Annotated in this window: 22 protein-coding genes; 12 read left to right on the top strand and 10 right to left on the bottom strand. The window is 74.1% G+C overall.

Annotation, left to right across the window (positions count from 1 at the left end; translation table 11 throughout):
* Positions 1-66: 66 nt before the first annotated feature.
* From rpsR to rpmB, 4 genes are all read right to left on the bottom strand, one after another.
* Positions 67-291, bottom strand: coding sequence for a 30S ribosomal protein S18 (gene rpsR / locus FB380_RS15915; RefSeq protein ID WP_166755897.1), 225 nt, complete (start codon positions 289-291; stop codon positions 67-69).
* A 79-nt stretch (positions 292-370) separates the two neighbouring features.
* A complete protein-coding gene (rpsN, locus tag FB380_RS15910) occupies positions 371-658 on the bottom strand; it encodes a 30S ribosomal protein S14 (protein ID WP_444543263.1) in 288 nt (95 codons plus the stop codon).
* A 16-nt stretch (positions 659-674) separates the two neighbouring features.
* Complete coding sequence (gene rpmG, locus FB380_RS15905) at positions 675-842, bottom strand: 50S ribosomal protein L33 (RefSeq protein WP_166755895.1); 168 nt, start codon at positions 840-842, stop codon at positions 675-677.
* Positions 842-1,111, bottom strand: a complete 270-nt coding sequence (gene rpmB / locus FB380_RS15900) for a 50S ribosomal protein L28 (protein WP_166755894.1) — start codon at positions 1,109-1,111, stop codon at positions 842-844. The genes rpmG and rpmB overlap by 1 nt, the downstream gene beginning before the upstream one ends.
* An 85-nt stretch (positions 1,112-1,196) precedes the next feature.
* Between rpmB and mrf the strand changes: the two genes are divergently transcribed.
* The 4 genes from mrf to FB380_RS15880 are packed head-to-tail and all read left to right on the top strand — an operon-like array spanning position 1,197 to position 3,318.
* Positions 1,197-2,507: a ribosome hibernation factor-recruiting GTPase MRF gene (gene mrf / locus FB380_RS15895; protein ID WP_166755893.1), complete on the top strand. Its 1,311-nt coding sequence runs from the start codon at positions 1,197-1,199 to the stop codon at positions 2,505-2,507.
* Positions 2,504-2,755: a type B 50S ribosomal protein L31 gene (locus tag FB380_RS15890; protein WP_166755892.1), complete on the top strand. Its 252-nt coding sequence runs from the start codon at positions 2,504-2,506 to the stop codon at positions 2,753-2,755. The genes mrf and FB380_RS15890 overlap by 4 nt, the downstream gene beginning before the upstream one ends.
* 3 nt (positions 2,756-2,758) lie before the next feature.
* Positions 2,759-2,920 carry a 50S ribosomal protein L32 gene (gene rpmF, locus FB380_RS15885; RefSeq protein WP_166755891.1) on the top strand — a complete coding sequence of 54 codons (162 nt, stop codon included), beginning with the start codon at positions 2,759-2,761 and terminating at the stop codon, positions 2,918-2,920.
* Positions 2,917-3,318 (top strand): hypothetical protein, encoded by a 402-nt coding sequence (locus FB380_RS15880; RefSeq protein WP_166755890.1) that lies wholly within the window; start codon positions 2,917-2,919, stop codon positions 3,316-3,318. Before rpmF ends, FB380_RS15880 begins: the two co-directional genes overlap by 4 nt.
* Positions 3,319-3,356: 38 nt before the next feature.
* On the opposite strand, the gene FB380_RS15875 is transcribed toward FB380_RS15880, so the two are convergent.
* The gene (locus FB380_RS15875) at positions 3,357-4,781 is read right to left on the bottom strand and encodes an NADP-dependent succinic semialdehyde dehydrogenase (RefSeq protein ID WP_166755889.1); all 1,425 of its coding nucleotides are present in this window, start codon (positions 4,779-4,781) and stop codon (positions 3,357-3,359) included.
* A gap of 199 nt (positions 4,782-4,980) precedes the next feature.
* Between FB380_RS15875 and FB380_RS15870 the strand changes: the two genes are divergently transcribed.
* Both FB380_RS15870 and FB380_RS15865 read left to right on the top strand, forming a co-directional pair.
* Entirely contained in the window at positions 4,981-6,774 is a 1,794-nt protein-coding gene (locus tag FB380_RS15870; RefSeq protein WP_166755888.1) for an alkaline phosphatase D family protein, read from the top strand.
* Positions 6,775-6,914: 140 nt separating this feature from the next.
* Complete coding sequence (locus FB380_RS15865) at positions 6,915-8,432, top strand: acetyl-CoA hydrolase/transferase family protein (protein ID WP_166755887.1); 1,518 nt, start codon at positions 6,915-6,917, stop codon at positions 8,430-8,432.
* Between the two features lie 93 nt (positions 8,433-8,525).
* Here FB380_RS15865 and FB380_RS15860 read toward each other — a convergent pair whose 3' ends face one another.
* Positions 8,526-8,876, bottom strand: a complete 351-nt coding sequence (locus FB380_RS15860) for a hypothetical protein (protein ID WP_166755886.1) — start codon at positions 8,874-8,876, stop codon at positions 8,526-8,528.
* A 220-nt stretch (positions 8,877-9,096) separates the two neighbouring features.
* Positions 9,097-9,321: a hypothetical protein gene (locus FB380_RS15855; protein ID WP_166755885.1), complete on the bottom strand. Its 225-nt coding sequence runs from the start codon at positions 9,319-9,321 to the stop codon at positions 9,097-9,099.
* Between the two features lie 105 nt (positions 9,322-9,426).
* Here FB380_RS15855 and FB380_RS15850 point away from each other — a divergent pair, with 105 nt between their 5' ends.
* Positions 9,427-10,518: a DUF3616 domain-containing protein gene (locus tag FB380_RS15850; protein WP_166755884.1), complete on the top strand. Its 1,092-nt coding sequence runs from the start codon at positions 9,427-9,429 to the stop codon at positions 10,516-10,518.
* Position 10,519: 1 nt separating this feature from the next.
* On the opposite strand, the gene FB380_RS15845 is transcribed toward FB380_RS15850, so the two are convergent.
* Positions 10,520-11,371 carry a hypothetical protein gene (locus tag FB380_RS15845; RefSeq protein WP_166755883.1) on the bottom strand — a complete coding sequence of 284 codons (852 nt, stop codon included), beginning with the start codon at positions 11,369-11,371 and terminating at the stop codon, positions 10,520-10,522.
* A 137-nt stretch (positions 11,372-11,508) separates the two neighbouring features.
* Between FB380_RS15845 and FB380_RS15840 the strand changes: the two genes are divergently transcribed.
* Positions 11,509-13,233, top strand: coding sequence for an amidase (locus FB380_RS15840; RefSeq protein WP_166755882.1), 1,725 nt, complete (start codon positions 11,509-11,511; stop codon positions 13,231-13,233).
* Positions 13,234-13,307: 74 nt separating this feature from the next.
* Here FB380_RS15840 and FB380_RS15835 read toward each other — a convergent pair whose 3' ends face one another.
* Both FB380_RS15835 and FB380_RS15830 read right to left on the bottom strand, forming a co-directional pair.
* Complete coding sequence (locus FB380_RS15835; RefSeq protein ID WP_229681913.1) at positions 13,308-14,138, bottom strand: HDOD domain-containing protein; 831 nt, start codon at positions 14,136-14,138, stop codon at positions 13,308-13,310.
* On the bottom strand, positions 14,135-16,243 hold the full coding sequence (locus FB380_RS15830) for a putative bifunctional diguanylate cyclase/phosphodiesterase (protein WP_166755881.1): 2,109 nt from the start codon (positions 16,241-16,243) through the stop codon (positions 14,135-14,137). Before FB380_RS15830 ends, FB380_RS15835 begins: the two co-directional genes overlap by 4 nt.
* Before the next feature lie 245 nt (positions 16,244-16,488).
* Between FB380_RS15830 and FB380_RS15825 the strand changes: the two genes are divergently transcribed.
* The 4 genes from FB380_RS15825 to FB380_RS15810 all read left to right on the top strand — a co-directional run bounded on the left by FB380_RS15825 (position 16,489) and on the right by FB380_RS15810 (position 20,749).
* Positions 16,489-17,664: an acyl-CoA dehydrogenase family protein gene (locus tag FB380_RS15825; protein ID WP_166755880.1), complete on the top strand. Its 1,176-nt coding sequence runs from the start codon at positions 16,489-16,491 to the stop codon at positions 17,662-17,664.
* A 7-nt stretch (positions 17,665-17,671) separates the two neighbouring features.
* Entirely contained in the window at positions 17,672-18,808 is a 1,137-nt protein-coding gene (locus FB380_RS15820; protein WP_166755879.1) for an acyl-CoA dehydrogenase family protein, read from the top strand.
* Positions 18,809-18,983: 175 nt separating this feature from the next.
* Positions 18,984-20,129, top strand: a complete 1,146-nt coding sequence (locus tag FB380_RS15815; protein WP_166755878.1) for an LLM class flavin-dependent oxidoreductase — start codon at positions 18,984-18,986, stop codon at positions 20,127-20,129.
* A complete protein-coding gene (locus FB380_RS15810) occupies positions 20,129-20,749 on the top strand; it encodes an FMN reductase (RefSeq protein WP_166755877.1) in 621 nt (206 codons plus the stop codon). The genes FB380_RS15815 and FB380_RS15810 overlap by 1 nt, the downstream gene beginning before the upstream one ends.
* Positions 20,750-20,804 lie beyond the last annotated feature (55 nt).

Here is a 20,804-nt window from a genome sequence, read left to right as displayed (position 1 = left end):
GGGAGCCGGGTCAGCGGAGGGCGAGCAGCATCCGGTCGTCGCGGTCCCGCCACACGGTGACGGTGGTCAGCGACCGGTGCCCGGGTAGGGCAGCAGGGCCATCTCGCGGGCGTTCTTGATCGCCCGGGCCACCTGCCGGTGCTGCTCAGGGGTCAGGCCGGTGACCCGGCGGGCACGGATCTTGCCGCGGTCGGAGATGAAGGTGCGCAGCTGGCCGACGTCCTTCCAGTCGACCGGGCCGTCGAGCCGGAGCTTCTTGCGGGGCCGCACCGGTCGCGGGGCAGGACTCATCGCTCGACTCCGGAGTCGTTCCGCTCCTCGGTCGCTGGCGCTCCCTGCGATGCTCGCTCCCCCGCCGTCATCGCGGGGCTCACCAGGAGCTCTTCCGGATGCCCGGCAGCTCGCCGGCGTGCGCCATCTCGCGGAAGCGCACGCGGGACAGGCCGAACTTCCGCAGGTGACCCCGCGGCCGGCCGTCGGCGACGTCGCGGTTGCGCAGCCGGGTCGGGCTGGCGTCGCGCGGGAGCCGCTGCAGTGCGGCCTGCGCCTCGGCGCGGGCCTCCGGGGTGGCCGCGGTGCGGGCGGCCTCCTTGAGCTCGGCGCGGCGCTCGGCGTGCCGGGCGACGACCTCCCGCCGCTGCCGGTCCTTGGCGATCATGGACTTCTTGGCCATCTCAGCGCTCCTCGCGGAAGTCGACGTGCTTGCGCACCTTCGGGTCGTACTTCCTGAGCACGAGCCGGTCGGGGTCGTTGCGGCGGTTCTTCCGGGTCACGTACGTGTAGCCGGTGCCGGCCGTGGACGTGAGCTTGATGATCGGGCGGATGTCGTTGCCGCGGGCCATCAGCCGTTCCCCCGCCCCGCACCCAGCCGACGGCGGGCGGCGGGGTCGGTCGCCCGGATGCGGGCCACGACGGCCTCGATGCCCTGGACGTCGATGGTCTTGATGCCCTTGGTGGACACGGTGAGCCGGATCCAGCGGTTCTCACTGGCCAGGAAGAACCGCTTGGACTGCAGGTTCGGGTCGAAGCGGCGGTTGGTGCGGCGGTGCGAGTGGCTCACGGACTTGCCGAAGCTCGGCGTGCGTCCGGTCACCTCGCAGTAGGTGGCCATCGTCGGCTGCCTCCGGGGGTCGATGGGCGGGAGCAGCTCCAGACACTAGATGAACATGATTGTCGTGTGCAGCTAGGGTGTCGGCATGAACACCCGCCGCACCCCCCTGGTGCTCGTCAGCGGCCTGGACCGGCACCTGATCGCGCAGGCCGCCGCCCCCCTGCTGGACCGGCCCGGCACCGTGGTGGTCCACCACGACGTGCGGGCCCTCGGCCAGGGCGTCGTCGTCCGCACCCTCCGCGAGCAGCGGGACACCGGCGTCGTGGAGTCCACCGCCGCGATCGAGCTCGCCCACGGCTGCCTGTCCTGCACGCTCCGGCTGGACCTGCTGCCCCTGCTGCGCACCCTGGCCCGCCGGGACGACGTCCACCGGATCGTGCTGCAGCTGGACCCCGCGCTGGAGCCCGAACACCTGTGCTGGGCGTTCGAGGAGGTGCTGCTGGACGAGGACACCGAACTGGACGGGAGCACCGGGCCGGACGCCGACGGCGAGACCGCCGGTGACTGGGTCGAGGTGGCCGGCGTGCTCGTCGCCGTCGACGCGGGCAGCTGGCTGGACGCCGCCACCGGCGAGGAGACGATGGACGACCGCGGGCTCGCCGCGACCGTCGACGACGAGCGGACGCTGGCGCAGGTCGCCGTCGGCCAGCTCACCGCCGCCGACGCGGTCCTGCTCGCCGGGGCGCCGGACGACGGCTGGGCCGCGGTCCGGCTGACCGCCGTGCTCGACCGCCTCGTGCCCGGCGCGCCCCGGGGCCGGCTCGGCAGCACCCACCCCGACGAGCTGCTCACCGCGCTCCCGGTGACGGCGAAGCGCGGCCGGATGCCCACCCCGCACGACGCCCTGCTGGCCGGTCAGCCACCGCTGGACGCGGTCGCCGACGTGCAACTGGTGCGCTTCTCCGCCACCCGCCCCTTCTCCCCCGAGCGGCTGCACGAGGCGATCGACGTGCTGATGACCGGCGTGGTCTGCAGCCGCGGCCGGCTGTGGCTGGCCAGCCAACCGGACCGGGCGATCTGGCTGGAGTCGGCCGGCGGAGGCCTGCGGATCGGCGACGCCGGCCCGTGGCTGGCCACCCTGGGCGACGACGCCGAGCTGTGGAGCCAGGTCGACCCGGCGCGTTCGGCGGCCGCAGCGCTGCGCTGGGACCCGCTGCACGGCGACCGGGACGTCGAGCTGGTCGTGCTCACCCACGGGCAGCCGGCCGAGTTGATCACCGCCGCGCTCACCGCCGCCCTGCTCACCGACGAGGAGCTGGCCGCCGGTGAGGAGAGCTGGCGCACCCTGCCCGACCCGTTCAGCGCCTGGCATGAGGACCCCTGCGAGGCCGCCGGCCCCGCGGACGCCGCTGACCTGCACACCAGCACCACCGACCGAGAGGACCACTCCCGATGAGAGCCGGCATCCACCCCGAGTACCGCACCGTGGTGTTCCGCGACACCGCCAGCGGCGCCACCTACCGCACCCGCTCCACGATCAGCACCGAGCAGACGATCGACCTGGACGGCGAGACCCTGCCGGTGGTCAACGTGGAGATCAGCGCGGCCTCGCACCCGTTCTGGACCGGCAACCAGCGGGTGCTGGACACCGCCGGCCGGGTCGAGCGGTTCAACCAGCGCTACGGCGCCCGGAAGCGGGGCTGACCGATGGCCGTCCCGAAGCGGAGGACGTCGCGCTCCAACACCCGCTCGCGCCGGTCGCAGTGGAAGGCGACCCCGGTGCCGCTGGTGCCGGTGACCGTGGACGGCGTCGTCCGGCTCGTGCCGCAGCGGCTGCGCACGGCCGCCGAACGCGGGCTGTTGCCGTGACCCGCCGCCCGGTGCCGGGCGGGGACGCAGGTGGGCCGCTGGTCGCCCTGTGCATCGGGCACCGGTGCGCCGCGCTGCGCCGGCTCGCCGGTACCGCCGACGGCGTCGACCAGGTGGCCGAGGCGGTCCGGCACACGACGGGCGCGGTGCTCGTCACCGCCGGCTGCGTCGGCGCCTGCGACCGGGCGGCGGTCGCCGGGCTGGCCTGGCGAGAGCCCGGCACTGGCCGCCCCGGCCCCGCGGTCTGGCTGACCGAGGTGCAGACACCGGAACGGACCGCCGGCCTGGTCGCCTGGGTCAGCGCCGGCGGGCCCGGGGTCACGGGTACGAGCGCCGGGCTGCCGGAGTGCCTGCGCACCGTCGTGGCCGGCGTCGGCCCGGCTCCCCGGCTGAGCTGACCGGAGGGGCCGGGGTCGCGACTCCGGCCCCTCCGGGGTCACTCGTTGGCCGAGCCCGCGGAGTCGCCGGCGCGCTGCTCGCTGCTGGGCGCACCGACCCAGACGGTCTTGGCGTTCATGAACTCACGCATGCCCCGCTCGGTGAGCTCCCGGCCGTAGCCGCTCTGCTTCACCCCGCCGAAGGGCAGCTCCGGGTAGCTGGTCGTCATGCCGTTGACGAAGGCCATGCCCGACTCGATGTCGCGGACGAACTGCGCCCGCTCGGCCTCGTCCTCGCTCCACAGGTTCGAGCCCAGGCCGTAGGGGTGGCTGTTGGCGATCTCGATCGCCTCGTCGAGGGAGTCGACGGTCCACAGCGCCGCGACCGGCCCGAAGACCTCCTCGGCGTAGAGGTCCATCTCCGGGGTGATGCCGGTGAGCAGGGTCGGCTCGTAGAACCAGCCCGGCCGGTCCACCCGCGAGCCGCCGACCACGACGGTGGCGCCCTTGGCCCGGGCGTCGTCCACGTAGGCCTCGACGTCCTGGACACCGGACTCGGTGGCCAGCGGACCGACCTCGGCGCCCTCCTCCATCGGGTCGCCCACGGTCAGCGCGCCGATCCTCTCGGCGAACAGCCGGGTGAACTCCTCGGCGACGTCGCGGTGCACGAAGAACCGCTTGGCCGCGATGCAGCTCTGCCCGTTGTTCTGGTTCCGCGAGGTCACCGCGACCCCGGCCGCAGCCTCCAGGTCCGCCGAGGGCATCACGATGAACGGGTCGGAACCGCCGAGCTCCAGCACGGTGGGCTTGAGCGCGTCCCCGGCGATGGAGGCCACCGACTGGCCGGCCGGCGCGCTGCCGGTCAGCGTCGCGGCGACCACCCGGTCGTCCCGGATGACCCGCTCGATCGTCGAGGACCCGATGAGCAGGGTCTGGAAGACGTCGTCGGGGAAGCCCGCCTTGCGGAACAGCTCCTCCATGTACAGCGCGGTCTGCGGCACGTTGCTGGCGTGCTTGAGCAGCCCGACGTTCCCGGCCATCAGCGCCGGGGCGGCGAACCGCATCGCCTGCCAGAGCGGGAAGTTCCACGGCATGACCGCCAGCACCACGCCCAGCGGCTGGTAGGAGACGTACGCCTGCCGGGCGCCGACCGCGTCGGAGTCCAGCTCCTGCGGCTCGAGCATCGCCGGCCCGTGCTCGGCGTAGTACCGCAGCGCCTTCGCGCACTTGCCGACCTCGGCCTTCGCCGCGGCCAGCGGCTTGCCCATCTCGGTGGTCATCAGCTCGGCGACGGCGTCGGTGTCGGCGTCCAGCACGTCGGCCGCGGCCCGCAGCCAGCGCACCCGGTCCTGCACCGAGGTGCGCCGGTAGCTTCGGTACGCGGCGGCCGCGCGAGCGATCTTCCCCTCGAGCGCGTCGTCGGACAGCGGCTCGTAGGTCTTCAGCGTCTCCCCGGTGGTGGGGTTGATCGTGGCGATGGCCATGGGGTCTCCCGTCGTCGTGCTGGTCGCGGGTCGGTGCCGGACGGCGGCGCCCGCGGAGGGGGCGCTCGGGCGGTCCGGCAGAGCTCGCCTGCCGGTCTCACCTGCCCGTCACCCCCGGAGGGGAAACGGCCGAGCGGGAGACGCCGGGCGTTCACGCAGGCACCGCCCACTCGTCGCCCGGTGCAACCACAGTGCCGGCATGCCCCTCGACGCCCCCCTGTCCCGCCGCACCGTGCTGAAGGGCGGCGCGGTCACCGCCGCCGCCCTGACCTTCGGTGGGCTCACCAGCGAGGCCGCCCGCGCGGCCGTGGCCGAGACCGCCCGCTCCGGCGTCTTCGGCTTCGGCGTCGCCAGCGGCGACCCCACCGCCACCGAGCTGCTCCTCTGGACCCGGGCGACGCCCACCCCCGAGTCGCTGCCCGGCAGCCGCCGCGGGCCGGCCGTCCCGGTCCGCTGGGAGGTCGCCGCCGACGAGGCGTTCACCCGCGTCGTGCGCAGCGGGAACGTCGTCGCCGACGTCAGCCGCGACCACACCGTCAAGGTCGTGGTGAACCGGCTGACCCCGTACACGCGGTACTTCTACCGGTTCACCTGCGCCGGCCAGACCTCCCCGGTCGGCCGCACCCAGACCGCCCCGGACGAGCCCGGGCAGACCCACGCGCTGCGGATGGCCTTCGCCTCCTGCAGCAACTGGACCGGCGGGTACTTCACCGCCTACCGCGGGATCGCCGCCCGCGACGACCTCGACTTCGTGCTGCACCTGGGCGACTACCTCTACGAGTACGGCAACGCCCCGCGGGTCGCCGGCGCCGCCGGCTCCGGCGACCGGTACGGGCCCAACGCGCTGATCGGCATCCGGGACCACGAGCCGGTCCACGAGATGGTGTCGCTGGAGGACTACCGGATCCGGCACGCGCTGTACAAGACCGACCCGGACCTGCAGCGGGCGCACCAGCAGCACCCGTGGATCGTGATCTTCGACGACCACGAGATCACCAACGACGCCTATGACTTCGGGGCGGAGAACCACGAGCGGGACGACGACCCGGACACCCCCTACACCGAGCCGGGCAAGCCCGACGGCATCAAGCCCGAGGGCGACTTCCTCTTCCGCCGGGCCAAGGCGTTCCAGGCCTACCTGGAGTGGATGCCGATCCGCGAGCCCGCGATGTGGCAGCCACGCCCCAGCAAGGGCCGGCAGTTCTTCCGCCGCTTCGGCTTCGGCGACCTGGCCGAGCTGTCGGTGGTCGACACCCGGCAGAACCGCAGCGAGCAGGTGCCCGGCACCGTCGACGGCGCGGTCAACCCGGCGCTGGCCGACCCCCGGCGCCACCTGCCCGAGCCGCCGCAGCTGGACTGGCTGACCAGGGGCATCCGCACCGGCCGCACCGACTGGCACCTGGTCGGCAACCAGACCGTGTTCGCCCGGGTGTTCGCCGTCCCGCGGCCGGGCACCGTGCCCGGCTCGGTGTTCAACACCGACCAGTGGGACGGCTACCAGGCCGACCAGCGCGCGGTGCTGGACGCGATGGCCGCCGCCGGCACCGACCCGGTCGTGCTCACCGGCGACATCCACTCCTCCTGGGCCAACGACCTCCCGACCGACGTCGCCGGCTACCCCACCGACGGCAACTCCGTCGGCGTGGAGTTCGTCTGCCCGTCGGTGACCAGCAACGGGTTCAAGGAGGCCGTCGGCTCCGCGGCCGCGGCGACCGCGACCACCGCCGCGTTCCAGTCGGCCAACCCCTGGGTGCGCTACCTGGAGGGCATCGGGCACGGCTTCGTCGTCCTGGACGTGACGCCGCAGCGGGTGCAGGCGGACTACTGGTTCATCCGCAGCAACGGCGACAAGGGGCTGGCCGTCGACCCGCGGCTGGACCCGCAGGCGACGGTCGGCTACGAGACCTCGTTCGCCACGGTGAAGGGCTCGCGCAGGGTCAGCGGCCCGACGGCCGAGCTGGGCCCGCGCTCGGACACCCCCCGGGGGGCCTGAGCCCGCCAGGCCCGGGCAGCGGGTCCGGCGTGCCCGGACCCGCAGCCCGGGCCCCCGACCTCCCCGGGCAGGACCGTCGTCCCGCCCGTAGCGTCGGGCGCATGGGCCGGACCGGCCCGGGACGACGAGGTCGGAGGACGATGGACACCGGTCGCATCCGCAACGCAGCGCTGGCCCGCAAGGTGGTGCCGGCCGACGCGGCGGCCGCGCTCATCCGGCCCGGCGACACGCTCGGCATGAGCGGGTTCACCGGCGCCGGCCACCCGAAGGCGGTCCCGGAGCTGCTGGCCCAGCGGATCACCGCCGCGCACGCCGCCGGCGAGGAGTTCCGGGTCGACCTGTGGACCGGGGCCTCCACCGCACCGGAGCTGGACGGCGCGCTGGCCGCCGCCGACGCCATCGGGCTGCGACTGCCCTACCAGTCCGACCCGGTCGCCCGGCAGAAGATCAACGCCGGGGAGATCGACTACGTCGACGTCCACCTGTCCCACGTGGCCCAGCTGGCGTGGGAGGGCTTCCTCGGCCCGCTGGACGTCGCCGTCGTCGAGGTCAGCGGGATCACCGAGGACGGGCACCTCGTCCCGTCGTCCTCGGTCGGGAACAACAAGACCTGGCTGGACCTCGCCGACCGGGTCGTGCTGGAGGTCGACAGCTGGCAGCCGGCCGGGCTGGACGGCATGCACGACGTCTACTACGGGACGGCGCTGCCCCCGAACCGCCGGCCGGTGCAGCTCACCCGGCCCGGCGACCGGATCGGGGTGCCGCACCTGCGGGTCGACCCGGACAAGGTCGTCGCCGTCGTCGAGACCCACGCCCCGGACCGGAACACCCCGTTCAGCGAACCCGACGACGTCGCCCGCTCCATCGCCGGGCACCTGATCGAGTACCTGGAGCACCAGGTGGCCCGCGGCCGGCTGCCGGCCGAGCTGCTGCCGCTGCAGTCCGGCGTCGGGAACGTGGCCAACGCCGTGCTGTCCGGGCTGCAGGAGTCCCGGTTCGAGCAGCTGACCGCCTACACCGAGGTGGTGCAGGACGGCATGCTCGACCTGCTGCGCTCGGGCACGCTGGTCTCCGCCTCGGCCACCGCGTTCTCGCTCAGCCCCGCGGCGATCACCGAGTTCGAGGCGCAGATCGACGAGTTCCGCGACCGGATCCTGCTGCGGCCGCAGGAGATCAGCAACCACCCGGAGATAGTCCGCCGGCTGGGGGTGCTGGCGATGAACGGGATGATCGAGGCCGACCTGTACGGCAACGTGAACTCCACGCACCTGATGGGCAGCCGGATCCAGAACGGGATCGGCGGCTCGGGGGACTTCGCCCGCAACGCCTACGTCTCGTTCTTCCTCACCCCGTCGACGGCCAAGGGCGGCGCGATCTCCTCGATCGTGCCGATGGTGTCCCACGTCGACCACACCGAGCACGACGTGTCGGTCGTCGTCACCGAGCACGGGCTCGCCGACCTGCGGGGCCTGCCGCCGCGCAAGCGGGCGCAGCTGGTGATCGACGAGTGCGCCCACCCGGACTACCGGCCGCTGCTGACCGACTACTACGAGCGGGCCGAGCGCAGCGCGTACGGCCGGCACACCCCGCACCTGCTCACCGAGGCGTTGAGCTGGCACACCCGCTACCTCGAGACCGGCAGCATGCTGCCCGGCTGACCTCCGTCCGGCACGGCGCCGAGACCGGGCTGCTGGCGGCCTCCCAGGCCGGGTGACCGCCACCAGCCCGATCTCGGCGGGGGCAGTGCTCGGTCAGCCCCGCTTGGCGTCCAGGCGCTGCAGCAGCTCGTCGGCGGCCTTCTCGATCTCCGGGTGGTCGTTCTGGCTGGCGCGCTGCTTGGCGTGGATCAGCGCCGCCCGGTTGACCTTCGAGAAGTCGCCGTAGGGGAACCGGTAGCGGCCCTTGGTGCCCTCGCCCTTGTCCGGGTCGACGGCCAGGTGCCACTGCGCGTAGCCCTCCTGGCCCTCGTCCTCCCGCTCCTCGTTCTCCTCGTCGGTCGACGGTGCGGCGTCGGACCACTCGGTCTCGTCGTCGTACTCCCCGGCGTCGATCAGCTCCCGGGCGTGGGCGACCCCGGCCTCGTTCACGTCGTAGTCAGGCATGCCGCTCCCCTACCCCGCCCGGACCGGTCGGGCAACACTCTGCGGGACGGCGGGGCCCACCCCGGTTGCGTCGCCGAGATCGGCCTGGTGGTCGTCTCGTCGGCCGGGTGACCGCTCCCAGGCCGATCTCGGCGCGCGCCGCTCGGTCTCCAGGCGGCGTCCGTGCCCGACAGCGGGCCGGCGCACCGGTCAGCGACTGTGGTGCTCGACCAGTTCCGGGTCAGCGCTTGCCGCGCCGCTCGGCCGGGCGGGGCCGGGCCGCCTCCTCGCAGCGTTCCCGGGACCGGGTCTCGGACAGGTAGTGCTGCACCGTCCCGAAGCTGGGCCGGGAGCCCCGGGCCGCGACGTCGTGGCGGGCCTCCCACTCGGCGATCACCTTCTCCGCCGGGGTCATGGTGAGCGGGTCGGGGTGCGGCCGGCGGGCGCGGTCGGCAGAGCTGCTCATGGCACTGTCCTCCCAACAGGGTCCGTGCCCTCCCATGGTCACCCCGGGTGGCGGCCGTGAGAAGACCCCCGTGCGCGGGGTCGCGCCCGTGCCAAGGTGGCGGGCGTGAGCATCGAGCGGACCGTCCTGCTGTCCTTCACCTCCGGGGCCCGGGAGGCCGGCACCCACACCAACCTCTCCGCCGTCCGCAGTGACGGCCCGGTGCTCTGGGTCGCCGGCGACGAGACCGCCACGATCGAGCGGCTGGTCGCCGACGACCCGCACGAGCCGCGGGCGTACGCCGACCAGACCAGCTGCCGGCTCGCCGACCTGGTCGAGCTCCCGGGCGAGGACGCCGACGAGGAGGCCGACATCGAGGGCATCGCCCGGGCCGGCGACTTCCTCTGGGCCGTCGGGTCGCACAGCCTGCGGCGCAAGCGGATCAAGGCCCGGCACGACGGGGACAAGGCGCTGCGCCGGCTCGCCCGGGTGACCGGCCAGGCCAACCGGCAGGTCCTCGTGCGCATGCCGGTCACCGACGTCGACGGGCTGCCCACCCCGGTGCGGGAGGCCACCGTGGCGGGCCGGACCCAGCGGGCCGCCGTCTTCGGGGCGCACGGCCCGGACCTGCGCGACCTGCTCGCCGACGACGAGCACCTGGCCCCGTTCCTGCCCATCCCGGGCAAGGACAACGGCCTGGACGTCGAGGGCATCGCGGTGGCCGGGGAGCGGGTGTACCTGGGCCTGCGCGGCCCGGTGCTGCGCGGCTGGGCGATGGTGCTGGAGCTCCGCCCCGCCGTCGACCCGGCCGATCCCGGACGGCTGGTGCTCGAGCCGTTCGAGGACGGCCGCCGGTACCGCAAGCACGTGCTCGACCTCGCCGGGCTCGGGGTGCGCGACCTGTGCCCGCACGGAGCCGACCTGCTGGTGCTCGCCGGCCCGACGATGGACCTCGACGGCCCGGTGCACGTGTACCGCTGGCACGGTGCCCTGACCGCGGACACCCCGCAGGTGGTCCGGGGCGACCTGCTGACCCGCGAGGTCGACCTGCCGTTCGGCGTCGGGGTCGACCACGCCGAGGGCATTGGCCTGCTGGACGACGACACGGCCGGCCCGCGGCTGCTGGTCGTCTACGACAGCCCGGCGCCCGAGCGGCTGCACGAGCACGGGGTGACCGCCGACGTCGTCCGGCTGCCCCCGCCGGCCACCGCCGGCTGAGTCACGCCCCCTGCCCGAGGGCGGCGATCGTCGCCCGCAGCTCGGCCGCCGTGGCCGGCTCCACCGGGAGGTGCGGCAGCAGCGCGGGGAGCTCCTCGGGCAGCAGTCCCTCGGCCAGCAGCACGTCGAGCAGCCGGTCGGCGGCGGACACCGGGACCGGCAGCGGGAGGCCCGAGGTGCCGATCGCCGCCTCGGCGAGGAACAGCGCACCCGCCAGCTCGTCCGCCGCCGGCCCGGTCTCCGGGACGGCGGGGGGCGCCGCGGCCCGGGTGACCGCCTCCGCCGCCCGCACCAGGGACAGCGGCAGGCCCTCGGCCTCCACCTCGACCAGCGGCACCGTGCCCAGAGCCGCCAGCACCAGGTGCTCGGCGTCGATCCGCAGCGGCGCCTCCCACTCCCCCACCCGGACCACCTCGACCAGGTCGCCGCCGTCCTCGCCGAGCTCGTCGAGGAGCTCGGCCCAGTCGGCGGGCCGGGTCGCCCGGGCGCGCTCTGCGGCGGCGACGCAGGTGGCGAGCACGAACGGCTCGACGACCTCGCGGTCGAAGTGCTCGGCGTAGAGGGTGCCGTCGGCGGTGACCGCGTTGAGCGCGTCCTGGAAGCTGCCGGGCCGGGCGTCCCCCAGCTCGAGGCGGCCGTCCTCCTCCCCGCTCAGCGGCTGCCCGGTGACCGCCCGGGCGCCGAGGGTCAGCCCGGTGGTCGTCACGCGGCCGCGGACCCGCAGGTGGTGGTCGTGGTCGGAGAGCCCGACCGACCAGGCGCAGGCCTCCGCGATCAGGGCGCCGGCGCGCTCGCGGAGCACCTCCCGGCTGAGCAGGGCGATGAGGTCCGGGCCGAAGTCGCTGTCGAACACCCCTCCACCATGCCCTCCCGGGCGGTCCCGGGTGACCCGACGGCGCGTCGCGCGAGTGTCCCCGCGTTGACCGAGCGGGCTCCGGGCGACGGGCCTAGCGTGCACCTACCCCGGCCATGGCCCACTCGGAGGAACCCATGCGCGTACCCGCCCTGCCCCTGCGCCGGAGGGCCGCGGTCACCGCCGCGCTCGCCGCCGCCCTGCTGGTCCCGGCCAGCGCGACCGCTGCCGCCCCGTCGGACCCGGGCCAGCCCGGCACCGGCACCGGGGTGGACGCGGCCGGCTCCGGGACCCTGCCGATCCGCGGCCTCGACCTGAACGCGCTGACCATCCCCGAACTGCAGGCCCGGATGGACGACGGCAGCCTGACCGCCGTCCAGCTCACCACGGCCTACCTGGCCCGGATCGCCGCCGTCAACGACGACCTCGGTGCGGTGCTCAGCATCAACCCCGAGGCGCTGCGCGACGCCGCCGCCAGCGACCGGACCCGGCAGCGCAACCAGGCGCGCGGTCCGCTCGAGGGCATCCCGATCCTGCTGAAGGACAACGTCGACACCGAGCAGCTGCCGACCACCGCGGGTTCCCGGGCGCTGCTGGACAGCCGCCCCGACGACGCGGAGATCACCCGGCGGCTCCGGGACGCCGGGGCGATCGTGCTGGGCAAGGCCAACCTCTCCGAGTGGGCCAACTTCCGCGGCGAGGCCTCGTCCAGCGGCTGGAGCGGCGTGGGCGGGCAGACCGCCAACCCGTACGTGCTGGACCGCAACCCGTGTGGTTCCTCCTCCGGCTCCGGCGCAGGGGTGGCCGCCTCGCTGGCCCAGGTGGCGATCGGCACGGAGACCGACGGCTCGATCGTCTGCCCGGCCGGGGCCAACGGGGTGGTCGGGTTCAAGCCGACCCTCGGCCTGGTCAGCCGGACCGGCATCGTGCCGATCTCGGCCGAGCAGGACACCGCCGGCCCGATGGCCCGGCACGCCGTCGACGCGGCGCTGATGCTGGAGGTGCTCGCCGGCACCGACGACGCCGATGCCGCCACCGCGGAGATCCCCGCCGACCTGGCCACCGACTTCGCCGACCTGGACCTCGACGCGCTGGAGGGGGCCCGGATCGGCGTCTGGACGCTCACGGCCGAGCAGGCCGCGGTGGTGGACGACCGGACCGAGGAGGTGTTCGCGGCGGCGGTGAAGCAGATCGAGGCCGCCGGTGCGACCGCCGTCCCGGTGCAGCTGGCCTACCAGGAGGAGATCGGCGCGGGCGAGTTCCCGGCGCTGCTGGCGGAGTTCAAGCGGGACCTGAACGCCTACCTGGCCGCCACGCCCGGTGACCACCCGGCGGACCTGGCCGGCATCATCGAGTTCAACGAGCAGGACCCGGTCGAGCTCGCCTACTTCGGCCAGGAGCTGCTCGAGCAGGCCCAGGCGACCACCGTGCCGGAGGAGGACGCCGCGATCCGGGAGACCCGCGATCGGATCCGCACGCTGGCCCGCGCCTCGATCGACGAGGTGCTCGCCCAGGGCGCCGGCCCCGAGGACGACCTGGACGCCATCGTCGGCCTGACCAACACCCCGGCCTGGCAGACCCGCTACGAGTACCTGGACGGGGAGGCCGACGCGTTCGTCTACGCCACCTCCACCCCGGCCGCGGTGGCCGGCTACCCGAACGTCTCGGTGCCCGCCGGCTTCGCCGGCCCCCGGGACTCGCTGCCGATCGGGGTCTCCTTCTTCGGGGCCCGTTGGGACGACGCCCAGCTGCTGGACATCGCCGCGGACTTCGAGGACCAGACCGCGGCCCGCGAGGCTCCGGGCTACCTGCCCACGGTCGGTGCGGACCCGCAGCCGGACAACCCCGAGCCCGCCACCTGACGGAGGACCCCTCCTCCCCACCGCTCGCGAGCTCGTGGCGGGCCCCTGGAGGGGGGCCTGACGCGCCGCCCTGCTCACCCGAGCAGGGCGGCGCGCAGCTCCTCCGCATCGGTGCGGACCTGGGCCAGCACCGGGGCGACGTCCCGCTCCCGGAGCTGACCGCAGCTGACCCGCTCGATCGCGGTCTCGGCGTGGTCGCCGTCGGTGAGCCGCCCGGTGACCTCGAAGGCGGACCGGAGCAGGGCGCCGGAGAAGGACGCGTCGTCGTCCACCTGGGTGAGCGGGACGAGCATGCCCGCCGGGAAGCCCCACTGCTCCAGCGCCACGGAGGTCAGCCGCAGCGCCGAGATGCCGTACCGCTGCACCTCCGCCGTGCGGCGGGCGACCGCCGACCGGTGGGTGCTCCACAGCTCGGCGTAGCCGGCGGGGTCGTTGTGGTGCAGCAGCGCCACGCCCATCTGCGCCAGCAGCCCGAGGCAGAGGGCGTCCTGCGGGCGCTCGGCGAACCGGGGCGCCAGGGTGGAGGCGGCCAGGGCCAGGGTCGTGCAGACCTCCCAGAAGTCCTCGGGCAGCAGCGACTCGTCGTCCAGGTCGGTGAGGGCGACCGTGGCCATCGTGCGCACCGTGCCGAAGCCGACGACGGTGACCGCGAACTGCAGCGAGGTCACCCGCCCACGCATCCCGTAGAAGGCGGAGTTCGCCAGCTTCATCACCCGGCCGGCCAGCGCCACGTCGGCGCCGAGCAGCCGGGACAGCTCCTTGGCGCTCGCCCGGTCGGAGTTGGCCTCGGCGACGACCTGGGCGGCGACCGGCCGCTGCGCGGCCATGCTGTCGATGCTGCCCAGCACCCGCTCCAGGTCGAAGACCGGGGCGACGGTCAGGGACGGTGCGGCGGACGGGGTCACGTCAGCTCCAGGTCAGGGGTGTCGGTGGGGGTGGCGGTCCGTGTCCCGGCGAACCAGGCGGCGGCGTCGGCACCAGACAGCGGTGCGGCGAGGCTGAAGCCCTGCAGGTAGGTGGCGCCCAGCCGGGCGAGCTCGTCGGCCTGCTCCTGGGTCTCCACGCCCTCGGCGACGGTGGACAGGCCGAGGCTGCGGGCCAGGGCGATGACCGCGGAGGTGATCTCGGCGTGCCCGTCGGCCAGCTCGGCGACGAAGGACCGGTCGACCTTGAGGCAGTCGACCGGCAGGCGCCGCAGGTAGGCCAGCGAGGAGTAGCCGGTGCCGAAGTCGTCGATGGAGACCTGCACGCCGAGCTCGCGCAGGTCCAGCAGGACGGCGCGGGCGGTGGCCGGGTCGGTCATCAGGGCGGACTCGGTGATCTCGATGGACAGCCGGCGCGCCGGCAGGCCGTGGCGCTGCAGCGCCGAGCGGACGTGGCCGGGCAGGTTGACGTCCAGCTGCAGCGCGGAGACGTTGACGTTGGCCCGCTGCGGGGCGCGGTCGCCCAGCCGGCGGTCCCACTCGGCCAGCTGCCGGCAGGTCTCGTCGAGCACCAGCAGGCCCAGCGCAGACACCAGCCCGCTCTCCTCCGCCAGCGGGACGAACGTGCCGGGCGGGATGGCCCCGCGCTCGGGGTGCTGCCACCGGGCCAGCGACTCCACGGCGACCGCGCTGCCGTCGGCGGTGCTGAAGATCGGCTGGTACATCAGGGTGATCTCGCGGCGGCCGATCGCCTCGCGGAGGTCGGCGACCAGCCGCAGCTTGTCCCGGGCCTGCGCCCGCGCCTCGGCGTCCAGCACGGTGACCCGGCCCTTGCCGCCGGCCTTGGCCTGGTACATCGCGATGTCGCAGTCGCGGATCAGCTCCTCGGCCGCGGCGTGCTCGGCGGTCTGCACGGTGACCCCGACGCTGGCCCGGGGGTGCAGCTCGACCCCGGCGAGGGTGAGCGGCCGGTGCAGCGCCTCCCCGATCCGCTCGGCGAGCGCCACGGCGCCGTCCTCGGAGACCTGCTGGCAGACGACGACGAACTCGTCGCCGCCGAAGCGGGCCACCAGGTCACCCGGCCGCACCGTCGCCCGCAGCCGGTCGGCCACCTCGACCAGCAGGGCGTCGCCGACGGTGTGCCCGAGCGAGTCGTTGACCACCTTGAAGTTGTCCAGGTCCAGGAAGATGCACGCCAGGCCCCCGGCGCCGGGGCGGAAACGGGCGGCCACGTGCTCGGACAGCAGCGTGCGGTTGGGCAGCCCGGTCAGCGGGTCGTGGTTGGCCTGGTGGGCCAGCCGGGCCTCGAAGGCCAGCCGGTCGGTGATGTCCTCAATGGTGCCGATGAAGCCGGCGCCCGCCCCCGGGGTGAACACGTGCGCGAAGCGGATGACGGTGCTGCGCTCGCTCCCGTCCTGCCGGACCAGGCGGGCCTGCGCCTCGCGGTCACCGCCCTCCAGCACCGTGATCGCCTGTTCGACCACCGTCTCGAGGTCGTCGGGGTGCACGGCGTCCAGCCAGCCGGTGCCCAGCAGCTGCTCGGCCTGGCGGCCCACCAGGGCGCAGAACGCGTCGTTGACGTGGGCGAGCCGCATGCCCTGCTCGGACAGCAGCGTGGGCACCGGGGACCGCTCGGTGAGGGTCGCGAACCGGCGTTCGTGCGCGTCGGCGGTCGCCCGCAGCGCCCGCTCGGCCTCGGTGGCGGTGGAGGTCACCCGGAGGGTCCAGCGCCGGCCGGCCGGTGGCGGGACCGGCACCGCGGCGACCACGCACTCCAGCAGGGCGCCACTGGCGCACCGCACCGGCAGCGTCATGTGCACGGTCCGCTCCCGGCGGAGCAGCAGCTTGAGCTCCCCGCCGCCGAGGGTGGGCAGCAGCTGCTCGACCGCCACCGCCCGGAGGTCCTCGGGGCCGTAGCCGAGCAACGTCGCGACCTGCTCGTTGCTCCAGCCGACCCGCGGCACGCCGTCCCGCTGCTCCACCACGAGCACGGCGACGGCGTCGCTGACGGCCACCCCGTGGAAGACAGCGGCGACGATCTCGAGGGTCACCGGTGGCCCGCTCACCGCCTGGGCCCGTGCTGACATCTGGTTCCTCTCCCCGCCGACCACCCGGACGCGTCGGCGCGGCCTTGCCCACAGCGTCGTCCCGCCGGGAGCGGCTCTCCAGCCGAGCGGACCGACTTCCCTCCTTCGGGGCGAGTGGCCCGACCGCGACCACGGCGGGTGACGCCGGGCGTCCGGACCGACCCCCGGTTACTGCCCGGTAGCGGATGTGGGATCTTCGACACCCCACGTCGAGACGGCAGGGTTGCCGTCAGGAATGAGGTCCCATGCGCTTGCACCTGTCGCCGGAGGACCGGGCCTTCCGGGACGAGATGCGCACCTTCTTCACCACCGCGGTGCCGCAGTCGATCCGGGACGCGGTCGCAGCCCACCGGGAGCTGACGAAGGAGCAGTTCATCGAGGCCCAGCGCGCGCTCAACGCCGCCGGTCTCGCCGTGCCGCACTGGCCGGTGGAGTGGGGCGGCCGGGACTGGACGCCGCTGCAGCGCCACATCTGGCGCGAGGAGATGCAGCTGGCCGGCGTCCCGGAGCCGCTCGCCTTCAACACCAGCATGATCGGCCCGGTCATCGCGACCTTCGGCTCGCAGGAGCAGAAGGAGCGCTTCCTCCCCGCCACCGCCAACCTCGACATCTGGTGGTGCCAGGGCTTCTCCGAGCCCGACGCCGGCTCGGACCTGGCCTCGCTGCGCACCACCGCGGTGCGCGACGGCGACGACTGGGTGGTCAACGGCCAGAAGACCTGGACGACGCTGGGCCAGCACGCCGACTGGATCTTCTGCCTGGTCCGCACCGACCCCACCGCGGAGAAGCGGCAGCGCGGCATCTCGCTGCTGCTGTTCCCGATGGACACCCCCGGGGTGACCCTGCGGCCGATCGAGCTGCTCGACGGCGGCTTCGAGGTCAACGAGGTCTTCTTCGAGGACGTCCGGGTGCCGGCGGAGAACCTGGTCGGCGAGGAGAACCACGGCTGGGACTACGCCAAGTTCCTGCTCGGCAACGAGCGGGTGGGCATCGCCCGGATCGGCTCCACCAAGCGGATGCTGATCGACGCCAAGGAGCACGCCCGCGGCATCACGGTCAACGGGGCCCCGCTGTCGGAGGACACGTACATGACGGCCCGGATCGCCGAGCTGGAGAACGAGCTGCTCGCCCTCGAGCTCACCGCCCTGCGGGTGGTGGCCAACTCCGCCGGTGGCCGCCCGCACCCGGCGTCCTCGGTGCTCAAGCTGCGCGGCTCGGAGCTGCAGCAGGCGGCCACCGAGCTGCTGGTGGACATCGCCGGCCCGCTGTCGGTGGCCTCGTTCGCCGACGACGACTCCGACGTGCCGGAGTGGGCTCAGGTGGCCACGCCGTCGTACCTGAACTACCGCAAGGTCTCCATCTACGGGGGCTCGAACGAAGTGCAGCGCACCATCATCGCCGGCTCGATCCTGGGGTTGTGAGGTCACCGTGGAGTTCAGCTACGACGACGAGCAGAACGGTCTCCGGGAGGCGGTGAGCGCACTGCTGTCCCGGGCGTACGGCGACAGCGAGCAGCGCCGGCGGGTGGTCGGCACCGACCCGGGCTTCGACGAGAAGACCTGGGGCCAGCTGGCCGAGATGGGCGTGCTCGGGCTGCCGTTCGCGGAGTCCGACGGCGGCATGGGCGCCGGCCCGGTCGAGGTGTCCATCGTGGCCGAGGAGATCGGCCGGGTGCTGGCACCGGAGCCGTTCGTGGAGGCGGTCGTCCTCGCCGGTGGGCTGGTGGCCGACCTCGGCACCGACACCCAGCGCGCCGAGGTGCTCGGGGCGCTGGCCGAGGGCACGCTGCTCCCGGCGTTCGCGCACACCGAGGTCGGCTCCCGCTGGCAGGCCTCGGCGCAGGCGGTCACCGCGACCGAGGACGGCGGCACCTGGCGGCTGACCGGGGTGAAGGAGCCCGTGCCGCACGGTGCGCGCGCCGACCTGCTGGTCGTCAGCGCACGCGTGGACGGCGCGACCCGGCTGTTCCTGGTGCCGGGCGACGCCGAGGGGCTCACCCGCACCGGGCACCGCAACCACGACGGCACCCGCTCGGCGAAGGTCACCTTCGCCGGCACCCCGGCCCAGCCGCTGGGTGAGGGCACCGCCGACCAGAGCGCCGCCATCGAGAAGGCCCAGGCACGCGCGCGGGTCGCCTACGGGCACGAGGCGCTGGGTGCGATGGAGACGGCGCTGACCACGACGGCGGAGTACCTCAAGGCCCGCAAGCAGTTCGGGGTGCCGCTGAACAAGTTCCAGGCGCTGACCTTCCGGGCGGCGGACATGTACGTCTCCCTGGAGCTGGCCCGCAGCACCGTCATGTGGGCGACCCTGGTCGTCGACGCCGACGGTGACGTGGTCGCCGCGGCCGACCGGGCCCGGCTGCAGGCCAGCCGGGCGTCGCGGCACATCGGCAAGGAGGCCATCCAGCTGCACGGCGGGATCGGCGTCACGGCCGAGTACAAGGTGGGCCACTACACCAGCCGGCTCACCGCGATCGACCACCTCCTCGGCGACGGCGACTGGGCCCTGGCCCGGCTCGCCCGCTCGGTCGACGAGCACGAGACGGTCGACGCACTCCAGTAACCAGGAGGACCCCCGCAGCGCACCGCTCGCACGGGGCCAGTACAGCGCCCCCCGGCCCACCCGGCCGGGGGGCGCTGCCGCGTCCGGGGCGGGGAATGCACCGGGGTGCCGTACGGTTCTCCGTAGCAGTAGTTGCGCTCTCAACCAGTGCGGCTCAGACGAGAGGGAGCACGAGATGCAGTTCGGGATCTTCAGCGTCGGCGACGTCACCCCCGACCCGACCACCGGCCGGGCCCCCACCGAGGCCGAGCGGGTCAAGTCGCTGATCACGATCGCGCTCAAGGCCGAGGAGGTCGGGCTCGACGTCTTCGCCCAGGGGCAGCACCACAACCCGCCGTTCGTGGTCTCCTCCCCCACCACCACGCTGGGCTACATCGTGGCCAAGACCGAGAAGCTGGTCCTGTCGACGTCCACGACGCTGATCACCACCACCGACCCGGTGAAGATCGCCGAGGACTTCGCCACCCTGCAGCACGTCGCCGACGGCCGGGTCGACCTGATGATGGGCCGGGGCAACACCGGCCCGGTCTACCCGTGGTTCGGCAAGGACATCCGGGACGGCATCCCGCTGGCCGTGGAGAACTACCAGCTGCTGCGCCGGCTGTGGCGGGAGGACGTCGTCAACTGGGAGGGGAAGTTCCGCACCCCGCTGCAGGGCTTCACCTCCACCCCTCGCCCGCTGGACGGCGTCCCGCCGTTCGTCTGGCACGGGTCGATCCGCAGCCCGCAGATCGCCGAGCAGGCGGCGTACTACGGCGACGGGTTCTTCCACAACCACATCTTCTGGCCGCCGGAGCACACCGAGCGGATGGTCGAGTTCTACCGCCGCCGGTTCGAGCACTACGGCCACGGCAGCGCCGACCAGGCCATCGTCGGGCTGGGCGGGCAGGTGTTCATGCGGAAGAACTCCCAGGACGCCGTCCGGGAGTTCCGCCCGTACTTCGACTCCGCCCCGGTCTACGGCGGTGGCCCGTCGCTGGAGGAGTTCACCTCCCAGACGCCGCTGACGGTGGGCTCCCCGGAGCAGGTGATCGAGCGGACCCTGGGCTTCCGCGACTACGTCGGTGACTACCAGCGGCAGCTGTTCCTCATCGACCACGCCGGGTTGCCGCTGAAGACGGTGCTCGAGCAGCTGGACATCCTCGGCGAGGAGGTCGTGCCGGTGCTCCGCCGCGAGTTCGCCGCGCTCAAGCCGGCCCACGTGCCGGACGCGCCGACCCACGCCAGCCTGGTCGCCGCCGCCGGCTGCGCGAAGGACGCCACGGTGCCCGCCCCGGCCGACGCCGTCACCGGCCGCACCGTGGAAGGAGCGCAGGCCTGATGGCCACCCGCACCCTGGCCGTCGTCAGCGCCGGGCTGAGCACCCCCAGCTCGACCCGGCTGCTGGCCGACCGGCTCACCGCGGCCACCGTGGACGCGCTGCGTGCCCGCGGGGACGACACCACCGTGGAGGTGGTCGAGCTCCGCGGGCACGCCCGCGACCTCGCCGACGACCTGACCAGCGGCTTCGCCAACCAGCCGCTGCAGACGGCGATCGACACGGTCGTCGGCGCCGACGGGCTGATCGCCGTCACGCCGGTGTTCTCCGCCTCCTACAGCGGCCTGTTCAAGACCTTCTTCGACGTGCTGGACAAGGAGGCGCTGACCGGCAAGCCCGTGCTGCTCGGCGCCACCGCCGGGACGCCCCGCCACTCCCTCGTCGTCGAGCACGCGATGCGCCCGCTGTTCGCCTACCTGCGCGCGGTCGTCGTGCCCACGGGCGTCTTCGCCGCCGCCGAGGACTGGGCCGGCGGTGGGATCGACCGCTCGCTGGCCGGCCGGGTCGAGCGGGCGGCCGGCGAGCTCGCCGGCCTGGTCACCGGGCGTCCGGTGGCCGCCCGCCCGGCCGACCCCTTCGCCGACCCCGCCACCTCCTTCGAGGAGCTGCTCAAGGGCCGCTGACGCCCGCTCGGCTCGACATCGGGCTGGGGGCTGCCTCCGACGTACCGGAGGCAGC

The organism is Modestobacter marinus, from assembly GCF_011758655.1.
Lineage (GTDB): Bacteria > Actinomycetota > Actinomycetes > Mycobacteriales > Geodermatophilaceae > Modestobacter > Modestobacter marinus.
This window is presented reverse-complemented; position numbering and strand designations above follow the sequence as displayed.